This window comes from Streptomyces sp. NPDC034111 (assembly GCF_055575375.1).
In genome coordinates this window covers 1-14,541 of the sequence record NZ_JBVIST010000001.1, presented here as the reverse complement: position 1 = coordinate 14,541, position 14,541 = coordinate 1, and the positions used below count along the sequence as shown (strand labels likewise).

17 protein-coding genes are annotated in these 14,541 nt (G+C 70.7%); 10 read left to right on the top strand and 7 right to left on the bottom strand.

Translation table 11 applies throughout. The annotated features are described in order from the left end of the window. Positions 1-49: 49 nt before the first annotated feature. The 3 genes from ACZ55A_RS00085 to ACZ55A_RS00075 form a co-directional block, all read right to left on the bottom strand. The gene (locus tag ACZ55A_RS00085) at positions 50-826 is read right to left on the bottom strand and encodes a transglycosylase SLT domain-containing protein (protein ID WP_468830695.1); all 777 of its coding nucleotides are present in this window, start codon (positions 824-826) and stop codon (positions 50-52) included. A 456-nt stretch (positions 827-1,282) separates the two neighbouring features. Continuing rightward, a complete protein-coding gene (locus tag ACZ55A_RS00080) occupies positions 1,283-2,407 on the bottom strand; it encodes an S-adenosylmethionine:tRNA ribosyltransferase-isomerase (protein WP_468830692.1) in 1,125 nt (374 codons plus the stop codon). Further along, complete coding sequence (locus ACZ55A_RS00075) at positions 2,404-3,291, bottom strand: SDR family NAD(P)-dependent oxidoreductase (RefSeq protein WP_468830689.1); 888 nt, start codon at positions 3,289-3,291, stop codon at positions 2,404-2,406. Before ACZ55A_RS00075 ends, ACZ55A_RS00080 begins: the two co-directional genes overlap by 4 nt. 181 nt (positions 3,292-3,472) lie before the next feature. On the opposite strand from ACZ55A_RS00075, the gene ACZ55A_RS00070 reads away from it, so the two are divergent. From ACZ55A_RS00070 to ACZ55A_RS00050, 5 genes are all read left to right on the top strand, one after another. Further along, positions 3,473-4,618, top strand: coding sequence for a GAF domain-containing sensor histidine kinase (locus ACZ55A_RS00070; protein ID WP_468830686.1), 1,146 nt, complete (start codon positions 3,473-3,475; stop codon positions 4,616-4,618). After that, complete coding sequence (locus ACZ55A_RS00065; RefSeq protein WP_468830683.1) at positions 4,611-5,258, top strand: response regulator; 648 nt, start codon at positions 4,611-4,613, stop codon at positions 5,256-5,258. The genes ACZ55A_RS00070 and ACZ55A_RS00065 overlap by 8 nt, the downstream gene beginning before the upstream one ends. A gap of 198 nt (positions 5,259-5,456) precedes the next feature. After that, positions 5,457-5,699, top strand: coding sequence for a chaplin (locus ACZ55A_RS00060; protein ID WP_468830680.1), 243 nt, complete (start codon positions 5,457-5,459; stop codon positions 5,697-5,699). A 170-nt stretch (positions 5,700-5,869) separates the two neighbouring features. Next, positions 5,870-6,118 carry a chaplin gene (locus ACZ55A_RS00055; protein ID WP_468830677.1) on the top strand — a complete coding sequence of 83 codons (249 nt, stop codon included), beginning with the start codon at positions 5,870-5,872 and terminating at the stop codon, positions 6,116-6,118. Between the two features lie 100 nt (positions 6,119-6,218). Then, positions 6,219-6,464, top strand: coding sequence for a chaplin (locus ACZ55A_RS00050; protein WP_468830674.1), 246 nt, complete (start codon positions 6,219-6,221; stop codon positions 6,462-6,464). A gap of 116 nt (positions 6,465-6,580) precedes the next feature. On the opposite strand, the gene ACZ55A_RS00045 is transcribed toward ACZ55A_RS00050, so the two are convergent. After that, the gene (locus ACZ55A_RS00045) at positions 6,581-7,426 is read right to left on the bottom strand and encodes a hypothetical protein (protein ID WP_468830671.1); all 846 of its coding nucleotides are present in this window, start codon (positions 7,424-7,426) and stop codon (positions 6,581-6,583) included. 89 nt (positions 7,427-7,515) lie between these two features. Between ACZ55A_RS00045 and ACZ55A_RS00040 the strand changes: the two genes are divergently transcribed. The 4 genes from ACZ55A_RS00040 (at position 7,516) to ACZ55A_RS00025 (ending at position 10,758) form a co-directional block, all read left to right on the top strand. After that, positions 7,516-8,325: an ABC transporter ATP-binding protein gene (locus tag ACZ55A_RS00040; protein ID WP_468830668.1), complete on the top strand. Its 810-nt coding sequence runs from the start codon at positions 7,516-7,518 to the stop codon at positions 8,323-8,325. A gap of 128 nt (positions 8,326-8,453) precedes the next feature. Next, entirely contained in the window at positions 8,454-8,867 is a 414-nt protein-coding gene (locus ACZ55A_RS00035) for an NfeD family protein (protein ID WP_468834396.1), read from the top strand. Between the two features lie 100 nt (positions 8,868-8,967). Next, positions 8,968-9,906 (top strand): SPFH domain-containing protein, encoded by a 939-nt coding sequence (locus ACZ55A_RS00030; protein ID WP_468830665.1) that lies wholly within the window; start codon positions 8,968-8,970, stop codon positions 9,904-9,906. Between the two features lie 78 nt (positions 9,907-9,984). Further along, entirely contained in the window at positions 9,985-10,758 is a 774-nt protein-coding gene (locus tag ACZ55A_RS00025; protein ID WP_468830662.1) for a sulfite exporter TauE/SafE family protein, read from the top strand. Between the two features lie 31 nt (positions 10,759-10,789). On the opposite strand, the gene ACZ55A_RS00020 is transcribed toward ACZ55A_RS00025, so the two are convergent. The 3 genes from ACZ55A_RS00020 to ACZ55A_RS00010 form a co-directional block, all read right to left on the bottom strand. Beyond that, positions 10,790-11,293 (bottom strand): HNH endonuclease, encoded by a 504-nt coding sequence (locus tag ACZ55A_RS00020; RefSeq protein ID WP_468830659.1) that lies wholly within the window; start codon positions 11,291-11,293, stop codon positions 10,790-10,792. A 400-nt stretch (positions 11,294-11,693) separates the two neighbouring features. Next, on the bottom strand, positions 11,694-12,233 hold the full coding sequence (locus ACZ55A_RS00015) for a YbhB/YbcL family Raf kinase inhibitor-like protein (RefSeq protein ID WP_468830656.1): 540 nt from the start codon (positions 12,231-12,233) through the stop codon (positions 11,694-11,696). Positions 12,234-12,275: 42 nt separating this feature from the next. After that, positions 12,276-13,058 (bottom strand): sporulation protein, encoded by a 783-nt coding sequence (locus ACZ55A_RS00010; protein WP_468830653.1) that lies wholly within the window; start codon positions 13,056-13,058, stop codon positions 12,276-12,278. A gap of 184 nt (positions 13,059-13,242) precedes the next feature. On the opposite strand from ACZ55A_RS00010, the gene ACZ55A_RS00005 reads away from it, so the two are divergent. After that, on the top strand, positions 13,243-13,893 hold the full coding sequence (locus tag ACZ55A_RS00005) for a DNA-3-methyladenine glycosylase (protein WP_468830650.1): 651 nt from the start codon (positions 13,243-13,245) through the stop codon (positions 13,891-13,893). Positions 13,894-14,541: the final 648 nt, after the last annotated feature.

Sequence of the window (14,541 nt, the reverse complement as noted above, 5' to 3'; positions counted from 1 at the left end):
CGCCCCTCGGCGGTGTGTGCGCGCTGCGCGGACGGTGTGAACCGGCGGCTCAGTAGGCCGAGTTGACGTTGTCCATCGAGCCGTACTTGTCGGCCGCGTAGTTGCAGGCGGCGGTGATGTTGGCGACCGGGTCGTAGATGTTCCAGGAGGTGCCCTCGACGTGGTACGCCTTGAAGGTCGGGTCGATCACCTGGAGCAGGCCCTTGGACGGGATGCCGTTCTGGGCGTTGATGTCCCAGAGGTTGATCGCCATCGGGTTGCCGGAGGACTCCCGGATGATGTTGCGGTAGATGCCGTTGTACGAGCCGGGGATGCCCTTCTTGGCCATCACGTCCAGCGACTCGCGGATCCAGCCGTCCAGGTTGTTCGCGTAGGTCTTCGGCGCCGGCTTGGGTGCGGCGGCGGGGATCGCGGTGCGGACGGCGGACCGGCTCGCGGCCAGCTTCGCCTTGCGCGCCTTCTCGGCCTTCGCCTTCGCCGCGGCGGCCGCCTTCGCCTTGGCGGCCTTCTCGGCGGCGGCCTTCTTCGCAGCGGCCTTCTTCGCCGCGGCCAGCTTGGCGGCGGCCTCGGCCTTGCCCTTGGCAGCCTGGTCGGCGGCCTGCTTGGCGATGGTGGTCTGCTGGGTCTTCGCGGCGGTGTCGACGGCGCTGAAGGTGACCGGCTTCAGGTTCTCGACGGCGGCGGCCTGCGTCTTGCCCTGCTCGGCGTCCGCACCCGGTACGACGGCGAAGACCAGAGCGGCGGCACCGGCAGCAGCGACACCGGCGACGGAGAGCTTGTGCGTCCGGGTGAGGCGGTTGAGACCAGAATTGGCGTGCTTGGGCATGGCAGGACAGACCTTCCGATGGGGGACATCGCACGGGCCTAGAGCGGCGGCGAACGCCGAGTTCCTGACCACGGCGCCGAGCGACGTGAGCCATTCTTAGCGGCCGGAAATTGCCCCGGCAAAGGTGTGACGTACGATCCGGGTTAGTGGAACCAGGTCCGGGAATATTGCATCCCGAATAGTCAAATCCCAGGTCACACGGGATTGGGGATTCCACTACCCCGGGTCGTAAGTGATTTAGGCCCTATGCGCGGCGTCACACTGCGAAGGGGTTTGTCTCGCAGGACGTAATTGCGAACGCACAGCCTGTATGCCAGATGCCTCGACCATGCCCCGGTCAAGGGACCTTCGGATTAAAAAGGGCAGTTCGTACGCCCATGCCGGATGTCCCGCCTGACGCACCCGGCATCACCGCGGACGCCGTCCGGCCGGCGGGCCCCGGAACCTCCCGGCATTTCAGCCCGGCAGCAGCAGATGCAGATCACCGAATTCGTGCCACAGATAACGCCGCCGCACGGCCGCCGCGTAGGCCCGCCGCAGCGCCTCCCGGTCCGCCGTCGCCGACGCCACGGCCTCCAGCATCAGCAGATGCGAGGCGGTGGGCTCGTGCAGCCCGGTGAGCAGACCGTCCACCGCCCGCACCCCGCGCTCCGGCGTCACCACGAGATCCGTCCAGCCGGCCGTCGCCCGTACCCGTCCGTCCGCCCCCGCCGCCGACTCCAGGGCGCGTACGGCGGTGGTGCCCACCGCGATGACCCGCCCGCCGGTGAGCCGGGGCGCCGCGCGCCGCCGCGCGCGTACGGCATTCACCAGCCAGGCCGTCACCGGCGGCACCACGAACCGCTCCGGATACGGCGGCTCGAACGCCTCCGCCGACGCCACCCCTGTATGCAGACAGACGGGCGCGAACTGCACCCCCTTCCCGGCCAGCCGCGCCACCAGCTCCGCGGTGAAGGGCCGGGCCGCGCTCGGCATCTCCGCGCTGCCGCCGGGGGAGTCCACCGCGAACACCGTCTGATACGCGGCCAGCGGCTGGTCCCGTTCCGTATAGCCGTAGCGGATCGGCCGCCCGTGCCGCCGCATCAGGCCGGCCGCCCGCGCGCCCCTCAGGCGCGCCCACCACAGCCGTACGCCACCGGGGTCCACCGGCGCCTCCAGGACCAGCCGGGCCCCGTCCGGCAGCCGTACCACCGTCCCGGGCGGACCGCCCGCCCGCGGCCGGGTGCTGCCCCGGCCGTCCGGGCGGCGCAGCTCGACCGCCCAGCAGCCGGCCACCGCCGGGCCCGCCGGGTGCCACCGGTCCGCGCGGGTGGAGAAGTGCACCACCACCGGCTCACCGCGCCCCCGGCCGTCCCCGACCCGGCCGTCCACCGCCGCCGGCAGCGTCCTGGAGGTGTTGACGACCAGTACGTCCCCCGGCGCCAGCAGGTCCGGCAGCTCACCGAAGGCGTGGTGCCCGGCCTGGGCCGTCCCCCGGCTCACCAGCAGCCGTACGGCGTCCCGGTCCAGGCCGGGGCCCCGCTGCTCGGCCGGCAGGCGGGCGGACAGCTCCTCGGGGACGTGCAGCGCCGGAGCCGTCACCGGGCGCCTGCCGCTCCGCCGGGCGTGGCCATCAGGTCCGCCGCCCGGTAGCGGCCGCTGGGGGCCGCCGTGTCCAGCAGCCGCAGCAGCGCCGGGACCACGGTCTCGGGCAGTGGCCGCCCGGAGGCGTCATCGTCCGGTACCGCGGCCGCGTACAGATCGGTCCGCATGTCGCCCGGGTCCACCCACCACACCCGCAGCCCCGGCTCCTCCACGGCGAGCACCGCGGACAGCTGGTCCAGCGCGGCCTTCGCCGCCCCGTAGCCGCCCCAGGTCGGACAGGCCTCCACTGCCGCGTCCGAGCTGAGGGAGAGGACGATTCCACCCTCCCCTATATAAGGGGGCGAATCGGACAATGCGGTATTTCCGGCATTCTTGGAGTAAGGGGGCGAATCGTATGCATCGGAATGACCTATATCACCCGCATAACGGATGTAATCTCCGTAAAGGTTCTCTTCGTCATACGACGACAGGTAGGAGGCCAGATAGGAGGACTGGCGCAAAAGCGGCAAAGCCAGCTGAATAAGCGCCAGCGGTGCCACCACATTCACCTCCAGCGCCCGGCGCAGCCCCGCCGTCGGCTGCTCCGCCAGCCGCACCAGCGGCTCCGCCCCCAGCGCGCTCGCGTTGTTCACCAGCAGATCGAGCCCGCCCAGCTCCTCCGCCGCGGCCACCAGCGCCGCCCGGTGCCCGGCGTCCGTCACATCCCCGGCCGGCGCCGCCACCCGCGCGCCCGTGCCGCGCAGCTCCCCCGCCACATCCGCCAGCGGTCCGGCGGATCTGGCATCCACGACCAGATCCCAGCCACGGACGGCCAGCGCCCGGGCGACTGCCCGGCCCAGCCCCTTCGATGCCCCCGTGATGAGCGCCACCGGCATGATCACGTCCCCTTTCCGGCCGGAGCGGCCGCCCCGGGCCCACGCCCTCACCGTAGGAACCGCGCCGCGCCCCGGGCGTCGGCCGGCGGACCGGCCCCGGCCAGGGCATTCGGCCTAGGCCCGGGGGCCTAGGCGAAGGGTTCGCCGGACCGATACGGGCCGCTCGCCCCGCCGGTACGGTGTGGCCATGACCAACGGACCGGGGGCCGGGATCCCCGCGGTGAGCACCGCGATCCTGGCGATGAGCAGGCATCTGGAGGTACGCGACGTCCTCAAGACGATCGTGGCCTCGGCCCGCGAGCTGCTGGACGCCGAGTACGCCGCCCTCGGGGTGCCCGACGACCACGGCGGCTTCGCCCAGTTCGTGGTCGACGGGGTCAGCGCCGAGCAGTGGAAGGCCATCGGCCCGCTGCCCCGCCAGCACGGCATCCTCGCCGCGATGCTGCACAACGCCACCCCCGAGCGGCTCGCCGACGTCCGCGAGGACCCCCGCTTCGGCGGCTGGCCCGAGGCGCACCCCGACATGTCCGACTTCCTGGGTCTCCCGGTCGCCGACGGCGACGAGATCCTCGGCGCCCTCTTCCTCGCCAACAAGCGCTGCCCCAAGGAGGACGGCCGCTGCGGCTTCACCGAGGACGACGAGCGCCTCCTCGGCATACTCGCCCAGCACGCCGCCATCGCCCTGACCAACGCCCGCCTCTACGAGCGCAGCCGCGAACTCACCATCGCCGGCGAGCGCGCCCGGCTCGCCCACGAACTGCACGACGCCGTCGCCCAGAAGCTCTTCTCGCTCCGCCTCACCGCCCAGGCCGCCACCGCCCTGGTCGACCGCGACCCGGCCCGCGCCAAGGACGAGCTGCACCAGGTCGCCGCACTCGCCGCCGAGGCCGCCGACGAACTGCGTGCCGCCGTCGTCGAACTGCGGCCCGCCGCCCTCGACGAGGACGGACTGGTCGCCACCCTGCGCTCACAGATCCAGGTCCTGGACCGCGCCCACTCCGCCCGGGTCTCCTTCGCGGCCCAGGGCGTACGGGCGCTGCCGGCCGCCCAGGAGGAGGCCCTGCTCCGGGTCGCCCAGGAGGCGCTGCACAACGCCCTGCGGCACTCGGGCGCCACCCACGTCGAGGTCACCGTCTCCCGCAACGGCCAGGGAGCCCTGCTGCGGATAGCCGACGACGGCTGCGGCTTCGACCCCGGTGCGGTCCGCCGCGCCGGCCGCCACCTCGGCCTGGTCTCGATGCACGACCGCGCCGGCGGCGTCGGCGGACAGCTCACCGTGGAGTCGGAGCCCGGCAAGGGCACCGCTGTCGAGATGGAGGTGCCCGGTGGCTGACACCGGATCGATCCACGTCCTGATCGTCGACGACCACCAGGTCGTACGCCGGGGACTGCGTACGTTCCTGGAGGTCCAGGGCGACATCGAGGTGGTGGGGGAGGCCTCCGACGGGGCCGAGGGCATCGCCGCCGCCGAGCAACTGCGCCCGGACGTCGTCCTGATGGACGTCAAGATGCCCGGTATGGACGGCATCGAGGCGCTGCGCAAGCTCCGCGAACTGGCCAACCCCGCCCGGGTGCTGGTGGTGACCAGCTTCACCGAACAGCGCACCGTCGTCCCGGCCCTGCGCGCGGGCGCGGCCGGCTATGTCTACAAGGACATCGACCCGGAGGCGCTGGCCGCCGCCATCCGCTCCGTACACGCCGGCCATGTGCTGCTCCAGCCCGAGGTCGCCGGCGCGCTGCTCTCCCAGGACGAGGGCAACGGCGGCCAGGGGCGCGGCACTTCCCTCACCGAGCGGGAGAACGAGGTGCTGGGCCTGATCGCGGACGGCCGCTCCAACCGGGAGATCGCCCGCGCGCTGGTGCTCTCCGAGAAGACCGTCAAGACCCATGTCTCCAACATCCTGATGAAGCTCGACCTCGCCGACCGGACGCAGGCCGCGCTGTGGGCCGTACGGCACGGAATCGGGGGCTGAACCGCCCGGAGACCGCACCGGCGCGGGTGTCCGACGGTCGGGCCGTACGACAATGCGTCAACCCGAACGTCGCTCCCGGTCCGAGATTCATACTGTCGTGTAGAGGTAGCCCGTTCGGCGTATCCCTCCTCGGTCCGGGCCGTTGTCCAGAGCAGTCGTGGCGGCTGGTCACGGCAACGGCAATGAGGAGCAAGAGAAGTGAAGAACATCAAGCGCGCAGCGGCCATCACGATGGCGGCGAGTGGCCTCGCCCTCGCGGGCGCCGGCGTCGCTTCGGCCCACACCCCGCAGGCCGTGGGCGGTACGACGAAGTCGCCGGGCGCCGTGTCGGGCAACACCGTCCAGGTCCCGGTGCACGTCCCGGTGAACGTCTGCGGTGACACGATCTCGGCCGTCGGCCTGTACAACCCCAGCTTCGGCGCCCCCTGCGTCAACAACTGACCGCAGACCGGCCCGCAGGGCCCGCACGATCCGCGTGACGTCATGGTCCGCGCGGTCGTGCCGGACCGGCCCGGTCACTCCCGGACGCGCTCCTGGATGTGCGGCCGGTCCGCTCTCCGCACAGTCCCCGTCGTCAGTCCGGCCTCGTGCCGGCAAGTGAGGAACACCCCATGAACACCGCCAAGAAGGCCGCCCTCGTTCTCTCCGCCACCGGTCTCGCCCTCGGTGCGGCCGCCGGTTCGGCCTTCGCCACCGACGGCCCGCAGGCCGCCGGTGGTGCCACGAACTCCCGCGGCATCGCCTCCGGCAACCTCGTCCAGGCCCCGGTGCACGTCCCCGTGAACGTCCACGGCAACACCATCAACGTCGTCGGCCTGCTCAACCCCGCCTTCGGCGACGGCTTCAGCGCCAACAACTGACCAGCCCGGTCCGGGGCTGAACAGCTCTCCTGCCCCGAGCTGTTCAGCCCCCAGGGGGCGTCTTCCCGATCACGCCGGGACCACCTAAGGAACTCACGCCATGAACACCGCCAAGCAGGCCGCCCTCGTCGTGGCCGGTGTTGCTCTCGCCCTCGGCGCTGCCGCCGGTTCCGCCTGCGCCGCCGGCGGCGCGGACGCGGACGGCAAGGCCACCAGCTCCCCGGGCATCGGCTCGGGCAACCTCGCCCAGGCCCCGGTGCATGTGCCCGTGAACGCCACCGGCAACAGCGCCAACGTCATCGGTGCGCTCAACCCCACCTTCGACAACACCGCCTCCGGCAACTGAGCTGTCCGAACCGGGGCGGGCCGGCTCACCCTGCCCAGAGCCGTCCGGCCCCGCTCGGCACCGGCCCCGTCGTCGACCACACAATGGTCCGGCGGGGCCTGGCTCGTGCCCCCCCATCACCCCCGGTGCCGCTCCCGCTCCTCCACCGCGGAGTTGTACGCCGCGACCTGCGCCCGCCGGGCCGTCCGCTCCACCGGGCGCAGCGCCTCCGCACGGGCCGCGATCTCCGACGCGCTCACCGCCCCGCCGTGCTCCCCGTCCCCGCCGGCGATGGGGGCCCCTCCCATGCCCTTAAGGCTATGGGGGAGCGCGATGTCGATCAGCGCACCGACCCGCTGCGCCAGCTCCAGCACCCGCACCGCACGGGGCGGATAGCCGGGAGCCAGCACCTGCCGGCCGGCCTCCGCCCGCGCCCGGTACGCCGCCAGCGCCGCCTGCGCCACCGGACCGGACCCGGCCACATCCAGCTTCGAGAGCACCTCGGTCGCCTCCCGCAGTGCCTCCGCCAGCTCCCGTTCCGCCTCGCCCAGCGACGGCACGTCCGCCGGCGGCGCCTCGCGCACCGGCAGACACCGCCAGACCACCTCCACATGCACATCGGGCGCGGCACCGCCCTCCGGCCCGGCCTCGTACGTCTCCGGGATCAGCCCCAGCCCGGCGCCGGTGGCGAGCACCGCCTCCTCGGCCTCCAGCGCCCGGGCATTGAATTCCGGCGGCCCGCACAGCCCCAGCGGATGCCCCGGCACCGGCAGCGCGACCCGCAGGCCGATCGCCCCCAGCGCCCGCAGCCGCCCCAGCGCGAGCGTCAGCCCGACCGGCGCCTCCTCTCCGGGCAGGCCCTCCACGCGGTGCACCGCATCGTCGTCCGCGATCCGATGCGCGGCTTCATCAGGTGAGACAAGCCCGGCCAATAGGGCATTTCCCCATGCCGCCAGCCGTCCCGAACGAGGTTCATCGAGCATGTCCCCAGCCTAGGGAACGGCACTGACAACGAGTGGCGTAGGTTTGCAGGGGGCTGCGCCTACAGGTGCAACGCGACGACCGAGAAGCAATGGGAGACAACGCGCTCATGAGCGATGTGCTGGAGCTGGTGGACGTATCCGTGGTCCGCGAAGGACGGGCTCTGGTGGACCAGGTCTCCTGGTCGGTGAAGGAGGGGGAGCGCTGGGTGATCCTCGGCCCCAACGGCGCCGGCAAGACCACCCTGCTGAATGTCGCCTCCAGCTACCTCTACCCGACCAAGGGCACCGCCTCCGTCCTCGGCGAGCAGCTGGGCAAGGTCGACGTCTTCGACCTGCGCCCGCGCATCGGCATCGCCGGCATCGCACTCGCCGACAAGCTGCCGCGCAGCCAGACCGTCCTGGAGACCGTGCTCACCGCCGCGTACGGTATGACCGCGCACTGGCAGGAGAACTACGAGGCCATCGATGAGGAGCGCGCCCGCGCCTTCCTCGACCGGCTCGGCATGAACGACTACCTCGACCGGAAGTTCGGCACCCTCTCCGAGGGCGAGCGCAAGCGCACCCTGATCGCCCGCGCGATGATGACCGACCCCGAGCTGCTGCTGCTGGACGAGCCGGCCGCCGGCCTCGACCTCGGCGGCCGCGAGGACCTGGTCCGCCGCCTGGGCCGCCTCGCCCGCGACCCGTACGCGCCCTCCATGCTGATGGTCACCCACCACGTCGAGGAGATCGCCCCCGGCTTCACCCACGTCCTGATGATCCGCCAGGGCAAGGTGCTGGCCGCCGGCCCGCTCGAACTCGAACTGACCTCCAGCAACCTCTCCCACTGCTTCGGCCTGCCCCTGGTCGTCGAGCGCGTGGGCGACCGCTGGACCGCGCAGGGTCTGCCGCTGGCCTGAGCGGCCTGCCGTCGCCCGGCCGCCACCCTCCAGGAGCCCTTGAAACGTTGGGTGTTGCCCGCGTCTGACCGATCGCGCCCTGTTCCCGGACAGCCGTACGGATCTACCATGAAGCCGTGGATCCATGGGTGTGGTGGCTGATCGCCGCCGTAGGACTGGGTATTCCTCTCGTCGTGACCGCGATGCCCGAATTCGGGATGTTCGCAGTCGGTGCCGTCGCCGGTGCCGTCACCGCAGCGCTCGGTGGCGGCACCGTCCCGCAATTCCTCGTGTTCGTCGCGGTGTCGGTCGCCCTGATCGCCGTCGTGCGCCCGCTCGCCAACCGCCACCGCTCCCAGAGCCCCCAACTCGCGTCCGGGATCGACGCGCTGAAGGGCCGGAGCGCCACGGTCCTGGAGCGGGTCGACGGCGGTGGCGGGGGCCGTATCAAGCTCGCCGGCGAGATCTGGTCCGCCCGGGCCCTCGACGGTGAGCGGGTCTACGAACCGGGCCAGCAGGTCGACGTCGTCGAGATCGACGGCGCCACGGCCGTGGTCATCTGACCTGAACACGCTGCGCGACGAGCCATGTCTCTGAAACACTGATCACCGGCAAGCCGGCCGCCGGCCGGCGCGGACCAGAACGAAGGGCACGGGAGCCGCTGTGGAACCGATCATCATCGTCCTGATCATCCTGGTGGTGCTCGTGTTCATCGCACTCATCAAAACGATCCAGGTCATCCCACAGGCCAGCGCCGCCATCGTGGAACGCTTCGGCCGCTATACGAGAACGCTGAACGCGGGACTGAACATCGTCGTCCCGTTCATCGACTCCATCCGCAACCGCATCGACCTCCGCGAGCAGGTCGTGCCGTTCCCACCGCAGCCGGTGATCACCCAGGACAACCTGGTCGTCAACATCGACACGGTCATCTACTACCAGGTCACCGACGCCCGCGCCGCGACGTACGAGGTCGCCAGCTACATCCAGGCCATCGAGCAGCTCACCGTCACCACGCTCCGGAACATCATCGGCGGCATGGACCTGGAGCGCACCCTGACCTCCCGCGAGGAGATCAACGCAGCACTGCGCGGCGTCCTCGACGAGGCCACCGGCAAGTGGGGCATCCGCGTCAACCGCGTCGAGCTCAAGGCCATCGAGCCGCCGACCTCCATCCAGGACTCGATGGAGAAGCAGATGCGCGCCGACCGTGACAAGCGCGCCGCCATCCTCCAGGCCGAAGGTGTCCGGCAGTCGCAGATCCTGACCGCCGAGGGTGAGAAGCAGTCCTCGATCCTGCGCGCCGAAGGTGAGGCCAAGGCGGCCGCGCTGCGCGCCGAGGGTGAGGCCCAGGCGATCCGGGTGGTCTTCGAGTCCATCCACGCCGGCGACCCGGACCAGAAGCTGCTCTCCTACCAGTACCTCCAGATGCTGCCGAAGATCGCCGAAGGCGACGCCAACAAGCTCTGGATCGTGCCCAGCGAGATCGGCGACGCCCTCAAGGGCCTCGGCGGCGCCATCGGCAACTTCGCCCCGCCGACCGGGGGCGGCTCCATCCCCAAGCCCAGCACGCCGAAGCACGAGACGCCCCCGATCGACTGACCCAGCACACCCTCGTGCATGATCAGTGGTGGCCCCTCGACCTTCATGGCGGGGAGGCGACCCTGATCATGTGAGGAGATGGCCTTGTCCATCTGGGAAGCAGTTGCAGTCTTCGCCGCCGGAATCGGTGCCGGCACGATCAACACCATCGTCGGATCCGGGACGCTGATCACCTTCCCGGTGCTGCTCGCCTTCGGCCTGCCGCCCGTCACGGCGAACGTCTCCAACACCCTCGGCCTGGTGCCCGGTTCGCTCAGCGGCGCCTTCGGCTACCGCCGCGAACTCGCCGGGCAGCGCCGCCGTCTGCTGCGCCTGAGCGCCTTCGCCCTCGTCGGCGGCCTCGGCGGCGCGATCCTGCTGCTGGCGCTGCCCTCCAAGGCCTTCGACACCATCGTCCCGATCCTGATCGCCGTCGCGCTCGTACTCGTCGTCGCACAGCCCAGGCTCGCCGCCAGGATCCGCGCCCGGCGCGAGCGCAACGGCACCACCGCCCACCCCGACGGCGGCCCCGCCCTGCTCCTCGGCCTGCTGCTGGCCAGCGTCTACGGCGGCTACTTCGGCGCCGCCCAGGGCGTGATCTACCTCTCCCTGATGGGCGTACTGCTCAACGAGGACCTCCAGCGGATCAACGCCCTCAAGAACGTCCTCGCGGCCGTCGTCAACGGCGTGGCGGCGGTCTTCTTCCTCTTCGTCGCGGAGTTCGACTGGACCGCCGTCGCCCTGATCGCGCTCGGCTCCACCCTCGGCGGCCAGCTCGGCGCGAAGGTCGGCCGGCGGCTGCCACCCACCGCCCTGCGCGCCGTCATCGTCCTCGTCGGCCTGCTGGCCATCGCCCAACTCCTCCTGAAATAGGGGGAGCTGGACGACTTCCGGATGGCGGGCACTACGCCGGCAGCGCCAGCCACTCCGGCAGGGCATCCCGCACGGAGACCCCCAGCGTCGACAGCAGGGCATCCGCCGGCGTCGGCTCGAACGGCCGGCGCAGCAGCTGCATCCCCGCCTGCTCGGGCGTACGGTCCGCCTTGCGGTGGTTGTCCTCCGCACACGAGGCGACGGTATTCAGCCAGGTGTCCCCACCGCCGTGCGACCGCGGCACCACATGGTCCACCGTCGTCGCCCGCCGCCCGCAGTACGCACACCGGTGCTGGTCACGCACCAGCACCCCCCGCCGCGACCAGGGCGCCCGTTGTCGGAACGGCACCCGTACGTATCTGCAGAGTCTGATCACCTGCGGCACGGGTACGTCCACCGAAGCGGCACGGATCCGCAGCCCCGGATGCGCGTGCTCGACGACGGCCTTGTCCTGCATGACCAGCACCACCGCACGCCGCAGCGACACCGTCGACAGCGGCTCGAAGCTCGCATTGAGCACCAGCGTCTCGCGCATTCCGCCCACCTCCCGGACCCGCTCCGCCCCCGTGGCGAAGTTGCTCCACTGTGCAGCGGCAGGTATTCCCCGAACAACGCAATTTCCGCATGCCACAGGGGAAATGGAGCGGGATCGGAAGATGAAAACAGGGTGCTCGGACGGCGCTCCGCGGCACCGGAAAAGCGGCGGAACGAGATCGCTCCGGGTCCCACCCCCGTGAACACGCGAGACCCGGAGCGAATGACAGCCGGCGAGGACACCCGACACTCATGCGGGCTCCGACAAGCGGCCGGCGACACACCTGCGCCCCGCCGCTTCCGCCACTGCGGTACCAGCTGCCCGACGCCCTGATGAGGGGCGGCGGCTCGGGTACCACTCTGCGTGCGGGAAGCGCCGGGGCGCAACGGAATTACGGCGCTCAGCCCGCCGCCGGCACCTCGTACTCGGCGATCAGCTGGGCCCGCCCGACCGTGTGGAACCGCAGGTTGAAGCCCACCACCGCGGGCGAGGCGTCCGCATCGGGACCCAGCTTCTCCTGGTCCACCGCGTACACCGTGAACACATAGCGGTGCGGACCGTCCCCGGGCGGCGGCGCCGCGCCCCCGAAGTCCCGCGTCCCGTAGTCGTTACGGACATGGACGGCGCCCTCGGGCAGCCCCTTCATGTCCCCGGACCCGGCCCCGGACGGCAGCTCCGTCACCGACGCCGGAATGTCGAACAGCACCCAGTGCCAGAACCCGCTTCCGGTCGGCGCGTCCGGGTCGTAGCAGGTGACGGCGTAGCTCTTGGTCCCCGCGGGAGCACCCTCCCACCGCAGCTGCGGCGAACGGTTCCCCTCCGCGTGGACCTGCTCGGACCGCAGCGTCCCGCCCGGCTCCACCTCGTCGCTCAGCACCGTGAACTCCGGCACCGGCGGATGGAAATCGTGCGGGAGCGGCCGCCGCTTCAGCTCGGACACCTCGAACCTCCTGGTCGCTTGCTGACACTCTGTCGGGCCAGGTTAGAGCCAGTTTCGCTTCCCGCCGACCTCCGCCAGCCACTGGTTGAGGTAAGCCGCCCAGTCGGTGCCCTCGAAGTCGTTCAGCCCGACCGTGAACGACCGGTAGGTGTCCGATCCCTCGCTGAACAGCCCCGGCTTCTTGTCCATCTCCAGGACGACGTCCATCTCCCGGTCGTCCGCCACGAACGACAGCTCGACCTGGTTCAGCCCCCTGTACTGCTGCGGGGCGTAGAACTCGATCTCCTGGTAGAACGGCAGCCGCTGCCGCGTCCCCCGGATCTGCCCCTGCTCCAGGTCGGCCGCCTTGAAACGGAACCCGAGCCGCCCGAACGCATCCAGAATCGCCTGCTGCGCCGGCAGCGGGTGCACATTCACCGGGTCGAGGTCACCGGAGTCCACCGCCCGCGCGATCGCCAGCTCCGTCGTCACCCCGACGCTCATCCCGTGCAGATGCGTCCCCAGGAACGTGGTGATCGGCGTCTCCCACGGGATCTCCAGCCCGAACGGGACGGTGTGCGTCGCACCAGGCTGCACCTGGAACTCCCCGCCCAGCTGCACCTTGGTGAATTCGACGTCGCGCTTGTACTCCTCCTCGCCGTTCTCCACCTCGACCCGCGCCTGCAACCCGACGGACAGCCCCTGAATGTCCTGGGCCACCGACCCGCCCTGGATCCGCACCTCACCCTGGACGACCCCGCCAGGGACGACGTTCTCCTCGAAGAGCACCGTCTCCACCGACGCGCCCCCGGCGCCCAGGCTCGCCAGCAGCTTCTTGAATCCCATGCTCGTCCTCCCCAGGCGATGCGCCTGTGCTCTCTTGTTGCGCGCCGAGATCTCGGCTCGTTCCCTGCGAATCGCTTCCTACGAACGCGGAACCGCGCAGGCCGGTTCCACGGCCACACCTTCCCAACCCCGACGCCCCCCTGGCCAGCCGCCGCCCACAACAGCTCCACTACGCTCGGACCGCATGACCGACGTACCGGAACGAATGCCGCTCAACCGCGACTTCTTCGCCCGCCCCGTCGTGGAGGTGGCCCCCGACCTGCTGGGCCGCACGCTCGTACGCCACACCCCCGAAGGACCGATCGAGCTCCGGCTGACCGAGGTCGAGGCGTACGACGGTGAGACCGACCCCGGCTCCCACGCCTACCGCGGCCGCACCGCACGCAACGCCACCATGTTCGGCCCGCCCGGCCACGCGTACGTCTACTTCATCTACGGCATGTGGTTCAGCCTCAACGCGGTCTGCGGCCCCGAGGGCCAGGCCAGCGGCGTCCTGCTGCGCGCCGGAGAGATCCTTGCCGGCGCGCCCCTGGCCGCCGCCCGCCGCCCCAAGGCCCGCACCACCAACGAACTGGCCAAGGGCCCGGCCCGCCTGGCCACCGCCCTCGACATCGACCGCACCCTCGACGGCGCGGACCTGTGCCGCGGCGGCGACGCCCCCCTCACCCTGCTCCACGGCCGCCCGCCGGCCCCCGGCCTGGTACGCAACGGGCCGCGCACCGGCGTCGGCGGAGACGGCGCCAACCACCCCTGGCGCTACTGGATCGCCGACGATCCGACGGTCAGTCCGTACCGCCGCCATGTGCCCCGCCGCCGCGCCACCAGCGCAACTTGACTCTCCCCCGTCAACCACCTAACGTAGCCCGAGCCGCTAGAGACGGTCAGCGCATGCTGCGCGGACCGCCAGGCGGCAAAAACCACTACTTCGAACGATTCCCTGACGGGTCTGCTTTGGCGTTGCCAAAAATCGACCCCGCCGACTCGATTATGAGTCGCCAGGGAACGTCGCTAAAGTAGTAACCAGGCCGAAAGGGCAGCGGTAAAAGGCTGCACTGAGGCCAACCTCCGACGGAAAGTCAGAGCCGGAATCAACACGAATCCGGATCTGCTAAAGTCGGAAACGCGAAGAAGCCGAAAGGCCGAATCGCACCGGCGAAAATCGGAACCGCAAGGATCTGATAGAGTCGGAAACGCAAGACCGAAGGGAAGCGCCCGGAGGAAACCCGAGAGGGAATCCAAAGGAAGCGTCCGTTCCTTGAGAACTCAACAGCGTGCCAAAAGTCAACGCCAGATATGTTGATACCCCGTCTCCATCATGGAGATGAGGTTCCTTTGAAAGCCCATCCGGCTGGTCCGGGTGGCACACACAGCGAGGACGCTGTGAACCGAGGGGATTATTCCTCCCCTGGTTCCGCTCTCGTGATGTGTAACCGGGATATCCCGGAAGCATTCACGGAGAGTTTGATCCTGGCTCAGGACGAAC